General features: G+C 30.7%; 15 protein-coding genes. 9 read left to right on the top strand and 6 right to left on the bottom strand.

Annotated elements, in window-relative coordinates; all coding sequences use genetic code 11:
* The first annotated feature begins 122 nt into the window (after positions 1 to 122).
* The 5 genes from fumC (at position 123) to FMM56_RS02750 (ending at position 4,817) form a co-directional block, all read left to right on the top strand.
* On the top strand, positions 123 to 1,514 hold the full coding sequence (fumC, locus tag FMM56_RS02770; protein ID WP_150141232.1) for a class II fumarate hydratase: 1,392 nt from the start codon (positions 123 to 125) through the stop codon (positions 1,512 to 1,514).
* Between the two features lie 68 nt (positions 1,515 to 1,582).
* A complete protein-coding gene (locus FMM56_RS02765) occupies positions 1,583 to 2,254 on the top strand; it encodes a response regulator transcription factor (RefSeq protein ID WP_150151473.1) in 672 nt (223 codons plus the stop codon).
* A complete protein-coding gene (locus FMM56_RS02760; protein ID WP_150207722.1) occupies positions 2,241 to 3,470 on the top strand; it encodes a sensor histidine kinase in 1,230 nt (409 codons plus the stop codon). The genes FMM56_RS02765 and FMM56_RS02760 overlap by 14 nt, the downstream gene beginning before the upstream one ends.
* A gap of 152 nt (positions 3,471 to 3,622) precedes the next feature.
* Positions 3,623 to 4,462, top strand: coding sequence for an adenine-specific methyltransferase EcoRI family protein (locus FMM56_RS02755; protein WP_223811461.1), 840 nt, complete (start codon positions 3,623 to 3,625; stop codon positions 4,460 to 4,462).
* Between the two features lie 133 nt (positions 4,463 to 4,595).
* The gene (locus tag FMM56_RS02750) at positions 4,596 to 4,817 is read left to right on the top strand and encodes a hypothetical protein (RefSeq protein ID WP_190319010.1); all 222 of its coding nucleotides are present in this window, start codon (positions 4,596 to 4,598) and stop codon (positions 4,815 to 4,817) included.
* 582 nt (positions 4,818 to 5,399) lie between these two features.
* On the opposite strand, the gene FMM56_RS02745 is transcribed toward FMM56_RS02750, so the two are convergent.
* The 4 genes from FMM56_RS02745 to flgH form a co-directional block, all read right to left on the bottom strand.
* Positions 5,400 to 6,575: a molybdopterin molybdotransferase MoeA gene (locus FMM56_RS02745; RefSeq protein WP_150207718.1), complete on the bottom strand. Its 1,176-nt coding sequence runs from the start codon at positions 6,573 to 6,575 to the stop codon at positions 5,400 to 5,402.
* Between the two features lies 1 nt (position 6,576).
* The gene (gene murA, locus FMM56_RS02740) at positions 6,577 to 7,839 is read right to left on the bottom strand and encodes a UDP-N-acetylglucosamine 1-carboxyvinyltransferase (protein ID WP_150207716.1); all 1,263 of its coding nucleotides are present in this window, start codon (positions 7,837 to 7,839) and stop codon (positions 6,577 to 6,579) included.
* Between the two features lie 113 nt (positions 7,840 to 7,952).
* On the bottom strand, positions 7,953 to 8,483 hold the full coding sequence (locus tag FMM56_RS02735; protein ID WP_150141214.1) for a hypothetical protein: 531 nt from the start codon (positions 8,481 to 8,483) through the stop codon (positions 7,953 to 7,955).
* Between the two features lie 108 nt (positions 8,484 to 8,591).
* Entirely contained in the window at positions 8,592 to 9,290 is a 699-nt protein-coding gene (gene flgH / locus FMM56_RS02730; RefSeq protein ID WP_150207714.1) for a flagellar basal body L-ring protein FlgH, read from the bottom strand.
* 111 nt (positions 9,291 to 9,401) lie between these two features.
* Here flgH and pta point away from each other — a divergent pair, with 111 nt between their 5' ends.
* Positions 9,402 to 10,901, top strand: a complete 1,500-nt coding sequence (pta, locus tag FMM56_RS02725) for a phosphate acetyltransferase (protein ID WP_150207712.1) — start codon at positions 9,402 to 9,404, stop codon at positions 10,899 to 10,901.
* A 10-nt stretch (positions 10,902 to 10,911) separates the two neighbouring features.
* The gene (locus FMM56_RS02720; RefSeq protein ID WP_150207709.1) at positions 10,912 to 12,099 is read left to right on the top strand and encodes an acetate kinase; all 1,188 of its coding nucleotides are present in this window, start codon (positions 10,912 to 10,914) and stop codon (positions 12,097 to 12,099) included.
* Between the two features lie 32 nt (positions 12,100 to 12,131).
* Here FMM56_RS02720 and FMM56_RS02715 read toward each other — a convergent pair whose 3' ends face one another.
* Together FMM56_RS02715 and FMM56_RS02710 are read right to left on the bottom strand one after the other, a co-directional pair.
* On the bottom strand, positions 12,132 to 12,863 hold the full coding sequence (locus tag FMM56_RS02715) for a hypothetical protein (RefSeq protein WP_150207707.1): 732 nt from the start codon (positions 12,861 to 12,863) through the stop codon (positions 12,132 to 12,134).
* Positions 12,860 to 13,741, bottom strand: a complete 882-nt coding sequence (locus FMM56_RS02710; RefSeq protein ID WP_150207705.1) for a DNA-methyltransferase — start codon at positions 13,739 to 13,741, stop codon at positions 12,860 to 12,862. Before FMM56_RS02710 ends, FMM56_RS02715 begins: the two co-directional genes overlap by 4 nt.
* 209 nt (positions 13,742 to 13,950) lie before the next feature.
* On the opposite strand from FMM56_RS02710, the gene FMM56_RS02705 reads away from it, so the two are divergent.
* The gene (locus FMM56_RS02705) at positions 13,951 to 14,562 is read left to right on the top strand and encodes a trimeric intracellular cation channel family protein (RefSeq protein WP_150207703.1); all 612 of its coding nucleotides are present in this window, start codon (positions 13,951 to 13,953) and stop codon (positions 14,560 to 14,562) included.
* A 12-nt stretch (positions 14,563 to 14,574) separates the two neighbouring features.
* Positions 14,575 to 14,811 (top strand): EexN family lipoprotein, encoded by a 237-nt coding sequence (locus tag FMM56_RS02700; RefSeq protein WP_150207701.1) that lies wholly within the window; start codon positions 14,575 to 14,577, stop codon positions 14,809 to 14,811.
* Positions 14,812 to 14,838 lie beyond the last annotated feature (27 nt).

The following is a 14,838-nucleotide window of genomic DNA, read 5'->3' as shown; positions in this document are numbered from 1 at the left end:
TTAAAGCCTTTTTAAAAATATGTAAAATTTACCAAGATTTAGGCAATTTATTAAAAATTTTATTTTGTTTTATGCTAATTTTTGTTTAAATTTAAAACATATTTTTTTTAAAAAGGATTATTATGGAATACAGAATCGAACACGATACTATGGGTGAAATTAAGGTCCCAAATGACAAATATTGGGGTGCTCAAACTGAAAGAAGTTTTGAAAATTTTAAAATAGGTTGTGAGAAGATGCCAAAGGTTTTAATTTATGCCTTTGCTAATCTTAAAAAGTCACTCTCCATTGTTAACAATAAACTAGGTAAATTAGACGATGCTAAGAAAAACGCTATAGTACAAGCTTGCGATGAGATTATAGCTGGTAAATTTGATGATAATTTCCCACTTGCTATCTGGCAAACAGGTTCTGGTACTCAAAGTAATATGAATATGAATGAAGTTATAGCAAATCGTGCTACTGAGATTATGGGTGGGGATTTTAGAAAAGAAAAATTAGTTCATCCAAATGACCATGTAAATATGTCTCAAAGTTCAAATGATACTTTCCCTACGGCTATGAGTATAGTTTCTGTAGAACAAGTTGAAAAAAAGCTTATCCCTGCTATTGATGAGTTAATCGCTACCTTTACAAAGAAAGTTAAGGAATTTGAAGGCATTATTAAAATAGGTCGTACTCACCTTCAAGATGCAACTCCTCTTACTTTGTCGCAAGAATTTAGTGGTTATTTATCTATGCTTGAACATTCAAAAGAACAAATCATAGCGTCTTTGCCAACTTTAAGAGAATTAGCCATAGGTGGTACTGCTGTTGGTACTGGACTTAATGCACACCCTGAATTAAGTCAAAAGGTAAGCGAAGAATTAACAAGATTGATAGGTACAAAATTTGTTTCAAGCCCTAATAAATTTCACGCCTTAACAAGCCATGATGCTATAAATTTCACACACGGGGCTATGAAAGGATTGGCTGCAAATTTAATGAAAATAGCAAACGATGTTAGGTGGCTTGCAAGTGGTCCAAGATGTGGTCTTGGAGAACTTATCATACCTGAAAATGAACCGGGTAGTTCTATAATGCCTGGTAAGGTTAATCCTACTCAGTGCGAAGCAATTACCATGGTGGCCGTGCAAGTTATGGGAAACGATGCTGCTATAGGCTTTGCGGCAAGTCAAGGAAATTTTGAACTTAATGTATTTAAACCTGTGATTATTTATAATTTCTTACAAAGCCTTGATTTATTAGCTGATTCAATACATTCATTTAATATACATTGTGCTGTGGGTATTGAACCAAATAAAGCAAAGATTGATCATAATTTACATAATTCTTTAATGCTAGTAACTGCTTTAAATCCACATATAGGCTATGAAAATGCTGCAAAGGTGGCCAAAAATGCTCATAAAAAGGGAATTTCATTAAAAGAAAGTGCTAAGGAATTAAATTTAGTAAGCGAAGAAGACTTTAATAAATTTGTTGACCCTAGCAAAATGATAGGTCCAAAGGCTTAATTTAAAATCTGCCTTAGGGCAGATTTACTAAAACTTGCTAAAATTGCGTATTTTTATTAGGACACAATATGGCAGCTAAAATTTTACTACTTGAAGATGATTCTAGTTTAAATGAGATTGTTGAAGAGTATTTAAGCGATGAAGGTTATGAAGTAAGTGTTTGCGAGGATGCACAGCAAGCACTTGACTTAGCCTATGAAAAGCATTTTGATTTATGGATTTTAGATGTTAAGGTGCCCTTGGGAGATGGCTTTTCTTTGCTTGATGAACTTAGAAAAAGTGGTAAAAATACCCCGGCTATCTTTATGACTTCTCTTAATACCTTGCAAGACTTGCAAAGTGGGTATAATGTAGGGTGCGATGATTATATAAAAAAGCCTTTTGAATTAGCAGAATTAGCAATGAGGGTTCAAACATTGTTAAAAAGGGCATTTTCTCATAATAATGATGATTTTGTAACACTACCAAATGGCTTTAAATTTAATTTAAATTCTCAACTACTTTACCAAAATGATAAAAGCATAGTCTTACCTAGTAAAGAAATAAAGCTTTTAACCATGCTTTTAAAAAATAAGAATAATTTTTTAACACAAGAACAAATTTTTGAAGAATTATGGGAGTATGGTGAAGAACCAAGCGAGTTAAGTTTGAGAGTCTACATTAAGAATTTGCGAAAGATTATAGGCAAGGATGCAATAATCAATCAAAGGGGCAGAGGGTATTGTTATGTCGGAAGCTAAAAGGGTTATCCGTCAAATTTTACTCATTTATCTAACTACAACAGGCATTTTTTTAGCGATTTTTTTTAGTATTTGGTATGCAAAGTTTTATGAAGAATTGATAAATAATAATTCTTTAAGCCTTCGACAAACACATAGAAACATAGCTATAAACATTCAAAACGCCCGTTTTATACCACTTGAAGAAAGCACTTCAAATGTAGCAAAAAGTTCAAATGTAAAATTTGCCCTTTTTGATGATAATAAAATTTTTTTTAATAATCTTGATATAAATTTAAGCAAGGCAAAAAACGCTAAAACTTTTTATGGTAAGGGAATGTATGATAATTTTATTTTTTACATAGCTCCATTAAATTCGCATGAGTTTTCACTTATACAAGGCATTAAAGAATCTCCAAGAAAAAATGAACTTCAAATTTTAGTACAAGGTGAAAACGCAAAAAGAGATATTATATTTATTTGGACTAAGGTTTTGGGTGGGGCTTTAATATCTTTCATTATTTTAGCAATCATAGCTTATATTTTGGTAAAAATCGCCCTAAAGCCCTTAGAAGAGAAGATTAACACCCTAAATCGCTTTATAAAGGATTCTACCCATGAAATTAACACACCTTTAAGTGTGATTTTAATGAGTATCGAACAGCTTGAAAAGCAAAATTTAGAAGAAAGTGCTAAATTTAAACGTATAAAACTTGCAGCAAAGACTCTAACGCAAGTATTTTCTGACCTTATATTTTATAATTTTCCAAGCACATTAACAAGTGAAAAAGAAGAAGTAAACTTAGAAATTTTAGTTAAAGAAAGGCTTGAATTTTTTGATTTATTTTTTAAACAAAAAAAGCTTGAAATAAGAACAAAGTTAGAAAGTGAAATTTATATTTTTATCAATAAAAGTCATCTATCAAAGCTTATTGATAATCTTTTAAGCAACGCAGTAAAATACAATAAAAAAGGTGGTTTTATAGAGGTTATTTTAAGTAAAAACTCACTTAGCATAGGGGATAGTGGTTGTGGCATTGATAAAAAAAATCTTAAAAATATTTTTGAATATTACACTAGATTTAATCAAGACCAAGGAGGCTTTGGCATAGGTTTATCCTTGGTTAAAAAGGTATGCAAGGATAATAATATAAAAATTCATTGCGAGTCAGTTAAGGATGAAGGAACTATATTTACTTTGAATTTTGAACCACTAAAAAGATTAAAAAATGAGTAAAAATAATAGCACTAATCTAACAAGTGCAAAAATAAATAAAAAAGATGAGTTTTATACAAGTTATTTTGATATGGAAAAATAAATAAATACTTATTTAGCATACAATAAAAATATCTTTAAAGATAAGATTATCTTACTACCTTGCGATACTAATGAAAGTAATTTTTTTTGCTTATTTTATGATTAATTTTAAAAGGCTAGGTATAAAAGAATTAATAGCCACTTCTTACAATGCAAGTGGTAGGGGTACAATGGCAAATATAAGTATAAATAAAAAGCATCTTAGCAAACTAAAAAGTGATGGCGATTTTAGAAGTAAGGAAGTGGTAAAACTAGGAAATAAAGCAGATTTTATTATAAGAAATCTTCCTTTTTCACTTTTTAGAGAATTTATAAAATGGTGTGATGAAAGCGATAAAAAATTTGCTATCATAGGTAATTTAAATGCAATAAGCACTAAGGATATTTTTCTTTTTTTTCAACAAAATAAATTATGGCTAGGAGCTAGTATCAATAGTGGAGATAGGAAGTTTTTAGTACCAAATGATTATGATTTAAATGCTATTGGTTGTGGCGTGAATAAGGATGGAAACAAATATATTAAGGTTAAGGGTGTAATGTGGTTTACTAACATAGAAAGCAAAAAAAAGAATGAATTTTTAAGTCTTAATACAATGGCTGATAATCTAAATAACGATAAAAAGCTTATAAAAAAGAATGCTTATAAGCAATATGACAATATAAAGGCCATTGAGATACCAACAACAAAGGCTATACCTAGTGATTATAATGGAGTGATGGGCGTGCCTATATCTTTTTTGGATAAATATAATCCCAAGCAATTTAAAATTATAGGAATTGATTTTCAAGTAAAAGATGGGTTTTTAAATGAGTTAAAAGTAAATAAATGGCAAGGTAAGTTAGATAGGGCTTATTTAAATGGAAAAAGGCTTTATTCTAGGATTTTTACAAAAAAAGAAAATTTGTTATGAATATATGTTAAGTTGATTGTAATAAGGCTTTGATTTTAAAAAATGATAATAATGAAATTTTAGAAGATAGTTTTTTTTACCATTTAGAATTATAAAAATTGTATTAAAAAAGGATAATGCTTTTACAAAATCATTGCTTGATAAGGCAAAAAATAGATTGCAAGAAATAAATTTTAATAAGGCTGATTCAGCAGGCCTAAAAAGAAATGATGATGAGATTAAATTTAAAGCATATTCTGGTTTGATAATAGAACAATTATGTTTTATGTTGTTAAAGCATTATAATAAAAATTCAAATGTTGAAGTTTTGCTTGATAATTCAAATAATTCAATCAATCAAGTAGATTTAAGATAATTAAAAATATTCTTAATCAAAATGGTTTTTTAATACAAATAGTAAAATCAGTGGAAATAAGGTCATCATTTCCATTTAAACCTATAGAAAAAGCTGCGGTTAATGATTTTGATATTTTAGGTTTTTATAAAAAATAATGTAAAAATTGATGAAATACAAAAGGATTTTTATCTTAGATTTTTGTTTTTTTTAAATTATCCAAAACAATTTTACATTTTAAATAAAAATAAGAAAGTAGATTATAGTAAAACAGCAACAAATGCCTTAAAAAATTTCTATTTTAACGATAAGCTAGACTTGTTAAATGATTTGATTATTTTTTTTGTTGGCGGGGGCTACTAGAGATGATGAACGATGAGAGTATATCTTATTATGGTTCTATGCAATCTTTAAATTTTAATCAAAACAATAATGGAATTTTTTAAAAAAATCAAATTTAAAAACGCACTATATAGCATTTCAATCATGCAATTAATGCTTGGTACTATAACAAATGAAGCATAAGTAGCTAAGTAAAAATCAGTCATAAAAATTAAAAATTTCTAATGTTTAACAAATTTCAAAGCGAAACATAAAGTTTTTCTAAACAAGCTTTATAATCTCAACTTCTTGGTTTTGTTGTAGTTCCTTTTCTTCCTTTTTGCTTATTAATAAAAATTCGCTTTGTACTATCGGTAAAATCATAGATGAGCTAAGCTTTCCTTTGTTGGTAGGTATAAACACGCCATTTTCTAAATTTCCAAGTATTAAGTTGTTTCTACCTTCTTTCAAATTTACATGAAAGGCCATTTTTGCTACGATTTTGTTTAATTTACCTAAATTTCCACTTAATAAAGAAGTGATTTTAAGACCAAAAATGAAACAGCCTAAAAAAGCAGACATAGGATTTCCTGGTAGTATTAATACTAAAGTTTTATTTTTTTTAAATAATTTTGTTGGCATAGTCATTTTTGTTCTTACATTTTCAAAAAGTGGTGTGAATTTTAATTCTTTTAAAGCCTTTAGCATAAAATCAGCCTCGCCCACACTGGCACCACCACTTGTTATTAATAGATCAAAATTCTCATTATTTAAGGCTTTTTTTGTGGTTTCAAATTCATCTTTCATAATGCCAAGATAAGAACATTCAAAGCAGTTTTTTGAAAATATCTGCCTTATAGCAGTAGCATTTGCGTTATAAATTCTATTTTCATCGCATTCTTGCCAAGGTTCGCTTAATTCATTGCCACTTGAAAAAACTCCAATTTTAATTTTGCGAATTACGTAAATTTTATAAATTCCTTGTGCCGCTAAAAGCGTAAGTTTAGAAGCATTTAGGCACTCTCCCTTTTTAAACAGAAATGCATCTTTTTTAATCTCTTCTGCCTTAAATCTAATGGCATTAAATTGCTTAATGTTTTCATCTATAAATAATTTTTCGTCCTTAAATTTAACATCTTCAAATCTTATAATAGTATCAGCATTTTCTGGTATTTTAGCCCCTGTCATTATCTTATAGGCTTCATTTTTTTTAAGTTTATAGCTTTTTTTATCACCTGCAAAAATGCTTTCTTTAATATTAAGGGGTGAAAATCTATCATTAAAATTAAAAGCATAGCCATCAAGTGCACTATTATCATAACTTGGCATATTTTTCCTAGCATAAATATCAACTGCTAAATATCTATCCTTTGCCTCATCTATGCTAATTAATTCATAATCTTTTAAGGACTTAATATTTTCTTCTAAAAAGCTAAGACAAGCCCAAGTATCCATCATTTTATGCTCTTTCCTTAAGTCTTGTGATTTTTGCACCTAAATTTTTAAATTTTTCTTCTAAATTTTCATATCCTCTATCTAAATGATAAATTCTATGGACCTTGCTAACCCCTTTTGCTGCAAGTGCTGCAAGGATTAATGCTGAACTAGCCCTTAAATCAGTGGCCATAACATCGGCTGCATTTAATTCCTTACCCCCGTTAATAGTAGCTATATGTCCGTTTAATTTTATATCAGCTCCCATTCTTAAAAGCTCACTTACATGCATAAAGCGATTTTCAAAAAGCCTTTCATCGATAATGCTAGTTCCATTTGCCCTAAGGGCTAGTGCCATAAATTGTGCTTGCATATCTGTTGGAAAACCTGGGTACTCGCTAGTTAATATCTCAACAGGTTTTATTTCCTTAGCAGGTAAAATGCTAATTTTATTTTCCTTTGTTTCAATGCCAAAACCCATAGTTTCAAATTTAGCCAAAACTGCACTTAAATGCGTAGGGTTAGTATTTGTAACTGTGATTTTAGAATTTGTAATTCCTCCAGCACAAAGATAGGTCCCAGCTTCGATTCTATCAGGGATTACCTTAAATGGTTTAATCTCAAGTAATTCTCCATTTGTCCCATGAATTTCTAACTCATCACTTCCTATGCCTTTAATGTCTAATCCCGCATTTGCTAAAACTTCACAAATTTGAACGACTTCTGGTTCTTTGGCCACATTTAAAAGCCTAGTTTTGCCCTTTGCAAGTGCTGCTGCCATTATTATATTTTCACTGCCTGTAACTGTGATTTTATCAAAAATAATTTCAGCCCCTTTTAACTTACCACTCGCCATTACATAGCCTTGTTTTATATTAATATTTGCCCCCATTTTTTCAAGGGCTAAAAGGTGTAAATCAATAGGTCTTTGTCCTATAGCACAACCTCCAGGCAAAGAAACCTCGCATTGTCCAAAGCGAGAAAGCAAGGGACCTAAAACCAAGATTGAAGCCCTCATTTTTCTAACTATGTCATAGGTAGCCTTTGTGTGCTTTAAATTTTTAGTACAAATTTTTGCAAAATTGTTTTCAAAACTATAGCTAGCTCCTAAATTTTCAAGCAATAAAAAAAGAGTTTTTATATCAGCAACGCAAGGAATATTTGAAATTTCAAGCTCATTTTTAGCTAGTATGCTTAAAGTTATTAAAGGCAGTGCAGCGTTTTTAGCACCACTTATTGAAACTTCTCCACTTAGATTATTTGTCCCTTCAATCTCTAAATAAGTCATTTTTGTCCTTAATTTATGTGTAAGAAAAATATCTAAGGATTATAACAAAATTTTAAATAATTTTAAATTTAAATTTTTATAGATTTGTTCAAGGAAAAACCTTGAACAAGTTTTTAATCAAAAAGTTCAGCTAACATATAGGTAAAATTCATTATAAAATCAGTATTTGTATATACTGCATATTCATAAGCTATAAAGCTAAGCAATACAAAGCTTATAAAGCAAAAGAATAAAAAAAGTAAAAAAAGATATTTAAAATATAATTTAAAAACACTTTCATCATATTCCTTGCAAAGCTTATTATTAAGGCTAAGATAATCAAAAATCACTTCTTTATTAAAAAATAAAAGTGCTAAAAATACAAAACCTACTATAAAAAATAAAAACACAGCTCCATAAGCAACTTGCGTGTAAGCATACATTTCAACCTCTATTTTTAAGATTAAATAATATACATAAATTCCAAGCAAGAAAGTTGCTATAAAAGCAAGGAGAGTTGAAAATTTAACAAATTTAGTTTTTGCATCAAGTTTTGAGTTATACTCTTTTTTGATAGCATAATTTGCATTATAAAAACTAAGTCCTCTGTCCTTTAAAGCCTTAATCTTCTCACTAGCTTCGTTTATAAATAAAGCATTTTGCATGATGAATCCTTTTAATAAAATTTAAGGTATTGTAAAAAAAATAAGTGAAGTGAAAGTGAATTTAAAAAATAAATTATAAAAGCTAGGATTAACCTAGCTTTTATGAGTTTAGAAAGGCCATATAGCTTCGATAAATCTTGTTCCCCAAGGCTTAGTAGTGCTCCTTTGAACCTCGCCTTCTGTCTTATAAACTATCTTAGCATCTGCTATATAACGGCTATCAATAGTATTATCTTGTTCTATATCATAAGGGCGAATTACACCACTAAGTTGTATGATTTGCTTTTCTCCATTTATTAAAAGCTCCCTTGAACCTTCTATAAAATAATTGCCATTTGATAAAATTTTAACCACCCTTGTAGAAATTGTAGTACTAAAGCTTTCGTTTCTGCTTTGAGAACCGCTACCTGTAAAGCTATTTGAACTATTAGTTGTGTAACCTAAGTTTCCTCCATACTTATTTACTTGTGAAATCGCACTTGAAACAGGACCTGCTCCACCTGTTAAAACACCACCACTAAGATTTGAAGTATTTGTTCTGCTTGTTGCTTTATTTGCTTGTGTAGTTTGTGTTGTGCTTTCTTCTATTATAACAGTTACTAAGTCATTAACATTAATGGCCTTTTTATCAGAAAATAAAGGATTATCACCCTTACCAAATAAAGAACCAGGTGCTTCTATGTTATTAGATTGCTTTGGTGGCAATTCTTCCACGTAAGCTGGTGGCCTCATTGAAATTTCAGGGTCAACCGTGTAAGCACACCCAAAAAATACTAATGGTAACATATAGAAAAAAATTTTTTTCATTTTCTATCCTTTTAAATATTTTTCTTATCTATTCTTAGTTAAAATCATTTTAGACTTTGTTGAAATAAATAAAGCAAAGAGTGTTCCAATTTTATTTTACAAGGAGAAAAAATGACGAATCTTTATTTAATTAACTCAAAACAAAAGGCTTTAAATTTAGCTGTTATTAAAAGGGTTTTAACAATCTACACACAAAGTGGAAAAAGCGTTGGGCTTTATTGTCCTGTTATTAAGAAAAAAGAGCTTGGTCGTTATGGTTCTTTAGCAAATGAATTTAAGCTAAATCAAGAAAATATATTTTTCAGTTTTACTTTAAGAGATGCTTTATTAGCCTATAATAATGGTAAAAATGATTTTTATTCAAAAATCATTAAAGATTATGAAGAAATTAAGGCAAAATATGATTTTGTAATCATAATAGGCTTAGCAAATTTATCAATCTTTGATACCTTAGCCACACATGTAAAAATTGCTAAAAATTTAAATACAGCCGTTGCTTATGTAAGCGATGATAAAAATAAAGACATAGCTTGTGGTTATTTAAACGAGGCCCTAAGGGGTGAGAATTTTGCCATTTTAAACGAAGATTTTGAAGAAAAAGAATTAGAAAAACTTAAAGAATATGATTTTCTTACAACCTATCGTTTTAAATTTAAGCTTACAGAACAACTTGTAGCAAGTAAAAAAACTATAGTTTTGCCTGAAAGCGATGATGATAGAATTTTAAAAGCAAGTGATATTTTGCTTAAAAATAATTTAGTCAATTTAATTTTATTAGGAGATAAAGAAAATATAGACAAAAGAAGTAAAGAACTTGGCTTAAATTTGCAAGATATGAAGGTTATAAATCCTTTAAATTCCGAATTTAACGATGAATTTGCAAATATACTTTTTGAACTTAGAAAGGCAAAGGGCTTAACCCTTGAAAAAGCACAAGAGTTAATTAAAGATAGAAACTATTTTGGTACTATGCTAATACACACTCAAAAGGCCGATGCTATGGTAAGTGGTGCTTCTACTACTACAGCAGATACTATAAGACCAGCCTTGCAAATAATCAAAACAAAAGAAGGTATAAATTCGGTTTCAGGTATCTTTTTTATGGGACTTGAAAATGATGTTTTTGCTTTTGCTGATTGTGCTGTTAATCCAAATCCTACCCCTGAACAATTAGCACAAAGTGCCTATGTAAGTGCGATTACAGCAAAATCTTTTGGGCTTGAACCTCGCATTGCAATGCTTTCTTATTCAACTGGTACTAGCGGACAAGGACCAAGTGTGGATTTAGTAAATGAAGCCTTAAAGATAGCAAAGGAAAAATACCCTGATTTACAAATTGACGGACCTTTGCAATTTGACGCTGCAAATGACAAAATAGTAGCTAAGAAAAAATTGCCAGATTCTAAGATTGCAGGTAGGGCAACTGTTTATATCTTCCCTGATTTAAATGCGGCAAATATTTGCTATAAGGCAGTTCAACGCACTGCAAACGCTATTGCTATGGGCCCATTATTACAAGGTCTTAAAAAGCCTGTTAATGATTTAAGTCGTGGTTGTTTGATAGAAGATATTGTAGATACCGTGCTTTTAACAGCTATTCAGTCACAATAAAGGAGAAAATATGAAAATTTTAGTTTTAAACTCAGGCTCATCTTCTATTAAATTTAAACTTTTTGTAAACCAAGAGGTTGTAGCTAGTGGCTTAGTTGAAAAAATAGGTAATGAACAAGGTAAAATAGAACTTAAAAATGTTAAAACTCAAACTAAATTAAGGCGAGATACATATATAAGCAATCACGAAAAGGGCTTAAAATTAGTAAAGGAACTTTGTGCTGAATCTGGAATTTTAAAGGATTTTAATGAGCTTGATGGCTGTGGGCATAGGGTTGTACATGGTGGTAGAAATTTAACAGAACATTGTTTGGTTGATGGTTTTGTCTTAGAAGAAATTGACAGGGTAGGGGCTATAGCACCCTTGCACAATCCAGCCCACTTAGTAGGCATAAAAACTATGATAAAGGCAGCCCCAAATGTGCCAAATGTTACTATTTTTGATACAGCCTTTCATAAAACTATACCTGATTATGCTCATATGTATGCCTTGCCTTATGAGTATTACACAGAATATAATATAAGAAAATACGGCTTTCATGGTACTTCTCATTCTTATGTAAGTAAAAGGGCGGCCGCACTTTGTGGTAAAAATTCTGATGAGTTTAATGCTATTAGTGCACATCTTGGTAATGGGGCTAGTATTTGTGCTATTGAAAATGGAAAAAGCGTTGATACATCTATGGGCTTTACCCCACTTGAGGGCCTAATGATGGGAACTAGATGTGGAGATATAGACCCAGCAATCTTGCCTTTTATAGCAAATGCTAAGAATTTAAGCCCAAATGAACTTGATACTATGATGAATAAAAAAAGTGGCCTTTATGGGGTTTGTGGGTATAATGATATTAGAGATGTGGAAAAAGAAATTCAAAGTGGAAATAGCCTTGCAAATTTAGCATTGAATATGTATTGTTACCGAATGTCTAAGTATATAGGCTCGTATTTTAGTATATTGCCACGTACTGATGCCTTGATTTTTACAGCAGGGGTTGGTGAAAATGCTGTAAATGTTCGTAAAATGGTTTGTAATAGAATCAAGCATTTAGGCATAGAAATTGATGATAGCTTAAATGAAAATAGCACAAATGAAGAAAGAGAGATTAGTTCTAAAAATTCAAAGGTTAAAATTTTTATCATTCCTACCGATGAAGAACTTGAAATCGCCAAAATCACAGAAAGAATTATCAAAGCTTAGCCAAGGAATTTTATTCTTTGGCTTTTGAATTATTATTTTATCTTTAAAAGCCTTTTTAATAAATCTAAAAAATATTCTTTTGTATTTTTACTAACTTTTTTTAAATATCTTTCAACCACTCTTTTGCCATCATCTGAATTGGCGATTTCTATCGCTCTTCCCGTTTTATCATAGATAAATCTATCTCTATCGGGACGATTGCAAACTTGACATTGCGGAATGATATTGCCAAAAACTAGCGGTTTAGACGGATTCATATGTCCGGCTTGAAGCTTTGTGATTTCGTTATTTCTTATATTATGAGGTTGATTTTCTATCGAGCCACAGGTCGCGCATCTGTAATTATATTGCTTTTTTAAACCCTCAAAATCCTTGGCATTAATCCCGCTTCGCCTATCTTGTTTAAACGAAGGATACGGATATTCCAAATTTAGCAATTTATATGACGCGGGTGCGATTTTCTCATTTATATCGCCTCGCGTGCCAGAAATAATGTTATAGCCTTTTTGCTTCGCCAAATGCCTTGCTTGTTGCACATCGCTCACATTTGGATAAAACTTTCTTACAAATTCCGTAAGCTCTTGTTTTGAAATTGCCTGAGTTTTCGGATAATCCCTTGCAAGATAAACTAACACCAGCGCGTCTTTCGTGTAATTGCCATTTTTAGCTTTTAAATTTATCTTTTTGACGCCAAATTTTTTTAAATTAGATTCGTATTTTTCGCTTATCAAGCGATAGATTTTCTCTATTTCCTCATCGCTCATTTCACCTCTTTTTTAATTCGCTCGTTTGCGATGTCAAAATATTTTTTCTCTATCTCAAAGCCAATGAATCTTCGCTTATTGTTTAGTGCCGCAATTGCACTCGAACCACTTCCTAGAAATGGATCTAAAATTAGCTGATTTTCTTGCGTGAAAAGTCGGATTAAATGCGCAATCAAACTCACCGGCTTTCTTGTCAAATGCTCGATTTTCTCCTCGCTTTCGCTGTTTCTAGCACTTTTTGGAATTTCCATTACATTGCCCGGAAACTTTGAATCCAAGCTTTCTTTTGTGTTGATAAGTCCTAATTTATATCGTTGCCAATTTTGCACAAAAGTGCCAATTTTTGGTTTTTGTGCTAATACCATAGGCTCGATTTGTGGCTTTAACTGCGGTGTTTTCATACCTTCTAATTCTTTTATTAAAATCTCTTTTTGCATCGATGAGAGATTTTTGTCCTTTTTGATAAAATGCGTTTGTGAAAAAGCCTTCGCCTGTCCTTCATACTTCCACGCGAGCATATCTCGTATTTCAAATCCCGCTAAATCCAAGCTCATTGCCATTCGATGATAAAGCCTTGCTTGCGAAAACACCACGCAAAAACCGCCGGGCTTCAAAATCCTATAAAATTCCTCCGCTAGCGGATTCATAAATTCTTGCAATTTTACGCCTTGATTTCTATCGAATTTCATTCCTATGGGCAAACTACCGATGACGCCAGATTTTGATGCCTTATTTGTTAAATTATTATCATTCCATTCGTTTCCCATTCCATCGATAAAATACGGCGGGTCAGTTACTATAAAATCAATAGAATTTTCTGCTAAATCCTTTAAAGCAATTCTACAATCTTTATGAAAAATAAAAAAACTTTCTTGCATATTAACCAACTTAAATTTAATATTTAAAATTATACCAAATCTATACCTTAAATAACATTATACCCATTTTTGTAGTGTGATAACATTACATTATTCTTTAAGTACTTTTTTCTTTTTAACTAAACTTTTAACCCAAAAAAATTAAAATTTTAAAGAAAGTTATAGCAAAATAATAATATATTTTTAAAAATCATTATTAAAGAAAGCTTGTGTTACTTACTATACTTTATATTATCGGAATTAGTGCTGAGGGAATGACCGGGGCCCTAGCAGCTGGACGGCATAAAATGGATTTATTTGGCGTTATGTTTATAGCCCTTGTAACAGCTATTGGAGGAGGTAGTATAAGAGATGTGCTTTTAGGGCATTTTCCACTTACCTGGGTTAAACACCCTGAATATGTGATTTTAATTTGCATTTGTGCCCTAATTGCTACAAAAATTCCCGCGTTAGTTGTTAGGCTTGAAAGCGTTTTTTTAAGCCTTGATGCCGTTGGTTTAGTGGTATTTAGCATACTTGGGGCACAAGTTGCAATAGATGAAAATTTAGGCTTTATAATAGCCATTTCAGCAGCCGTTATAACAGGGGTTTTTGGTGGTATTTTAAGGGATATTTTATGCATGAGAATTCCCTTAGTTTTTCAAAAAGAAATTTATGCAGGTGTTGCTATAATTGCAGGTGGAATTTACTATGGTCTTTTAATGTGGGCTGGTTTAAATGCTTTAATTTGCACGCTTATAACCTTATTTTTAGGAGTTTTAATGAGACTTTTAGCTATAAAATATAAGTGGTCCTTGCCTGTATTTAGCTATAATTCTTAAAAAAGGATTAGTATGAAAATTTTATTTTTTATTTTTTTATCTTTGTTTTTGGTATCTTGCCAAGAAACTAAAAGTGTGGAATTTTATAAGGCAAATCCCGAACTTGCCAAGGAAAAAACCTTAAAATGTAAAAAATATAATCTCATTAGTCAAGATTGCATAAATGCCTATAAAATAGCCATTGAAAAAGAAGAATGGAAAAGTAAGTTAGAACAAAATATTAGCAAAGAAATAAATTCAACTTTTTAAAATGCGAAATGTAAATTTCGCATTTAT

Source organism: Campylobacter sp. LR264d, from assembly GCF_008633895.1.
Classification (GTDB): Bacteria; Campylobacterota; Campylobacteria; order Campylobacterales; family Campylobacteraceae; genus Campylobacter_D.
The sequence above is the reverse complement of the archived record's forward strand: the minus strand, read 5'-3'. Positions and strand labels throughout refer to the sequence as shown.

What these genes read in the sequence shown, in the direction of transcription:
- fumC (WP_150141232.1), top strand. Translation starts at nt 123, where the DNA reads ATGGAATACAGAATCGAACACGATACTATGGGTGAAATTAAGGTCCCA.
- FMM56_RS02765 (WP_150151473.1), top strand. Translation starts at nt 1,583, where the DNA reads ATGGCAGCTAAAATTTTACTACTTGAAGATGATTCTAGTTTAAATGAG.
- FMM56_RS02760 (WP_150207722.1), top strand. Translation starts at nt 2,241, where the DNA reads ATGTCGGAAGCTAAAAGGGTTATCCGTCAAATTTTACTCATTTATCTA.
- FMM56_RS02755 (WP_223811461.1), top strand. Translation starts at nt 3,623, where the DNA reads ATGAAAGTAATTTTTTTTGCTTATTTTATGATTAATTTTAAAAGGCTA.
- FMM56_RS02745 (WP_150207718.1), bottom strand. Translation starts at nt 6,575, where the DNA reads ATGATGGATACTTGGGCTTGTCTTAGCTTTTTAGAAGAAAATATTAAG.
- murA (WP_150207716.1), bottom strand. Translation starts at nt 7,839, where the DNA reads ATGACTTATTTAGAGATTGAAGGGACAAATAATCTAAGTGGAGAAGTT.
- FMM56_RS02735 (WP_150141214.1), bottom strand. Translation starts at nt 8,483, where the DNA reads ATGCAAAATGCTTTATTTATAAACGAAGCTAGTGAGAAGATTAAGGCT.
- flgH (WP_150207714.1), bottom strand. Translation starts at nt 9,290, where the DNA reads ATGAAAAAAATTTTTTTCTATATGTTACCATTAGTATTTTTTGGGTGT.
- pta (WP_150207712.1), top strand. Translation starts at nt 9,402, where the DNA reads ATGACGAATCTTTATTTAATTAACTCAAAACAAAAGGCTTTAAATTTA.
- FMM56_RS02720 (WP_150207709.1), top strand. Translation starts at nt 10,912, where the DNA reads ATGAAAATTTTAGTTTTAAACTCAGGCTCATCTTCTATTAAATTTAAA.
- FMM56_RS02715 (WP_150207707.1), bottom strand. Translation starts at nt 12,863, where the DNA reads ATGAGCGATGAGGAAATAGAGAAAATCTATCGCTTGATAAGCGAAAAA.
- FMM56_RS02710 (WP_150207705.1), bottom strand. Translation starts at nt 13,741, where the DNA reads ATGCAAGAAAGTTTTTTTATTTTTCATAAAGATTGTAGAATTGCTTTA.
- FMM56_RS02700 (WP_150207701.1), top strand. Translation starts at nt 14,575, where the DNA reads ATGAAAATTTTATTTTTTATTTTTTTATCTTTGTTTTTGGTATCTTGC.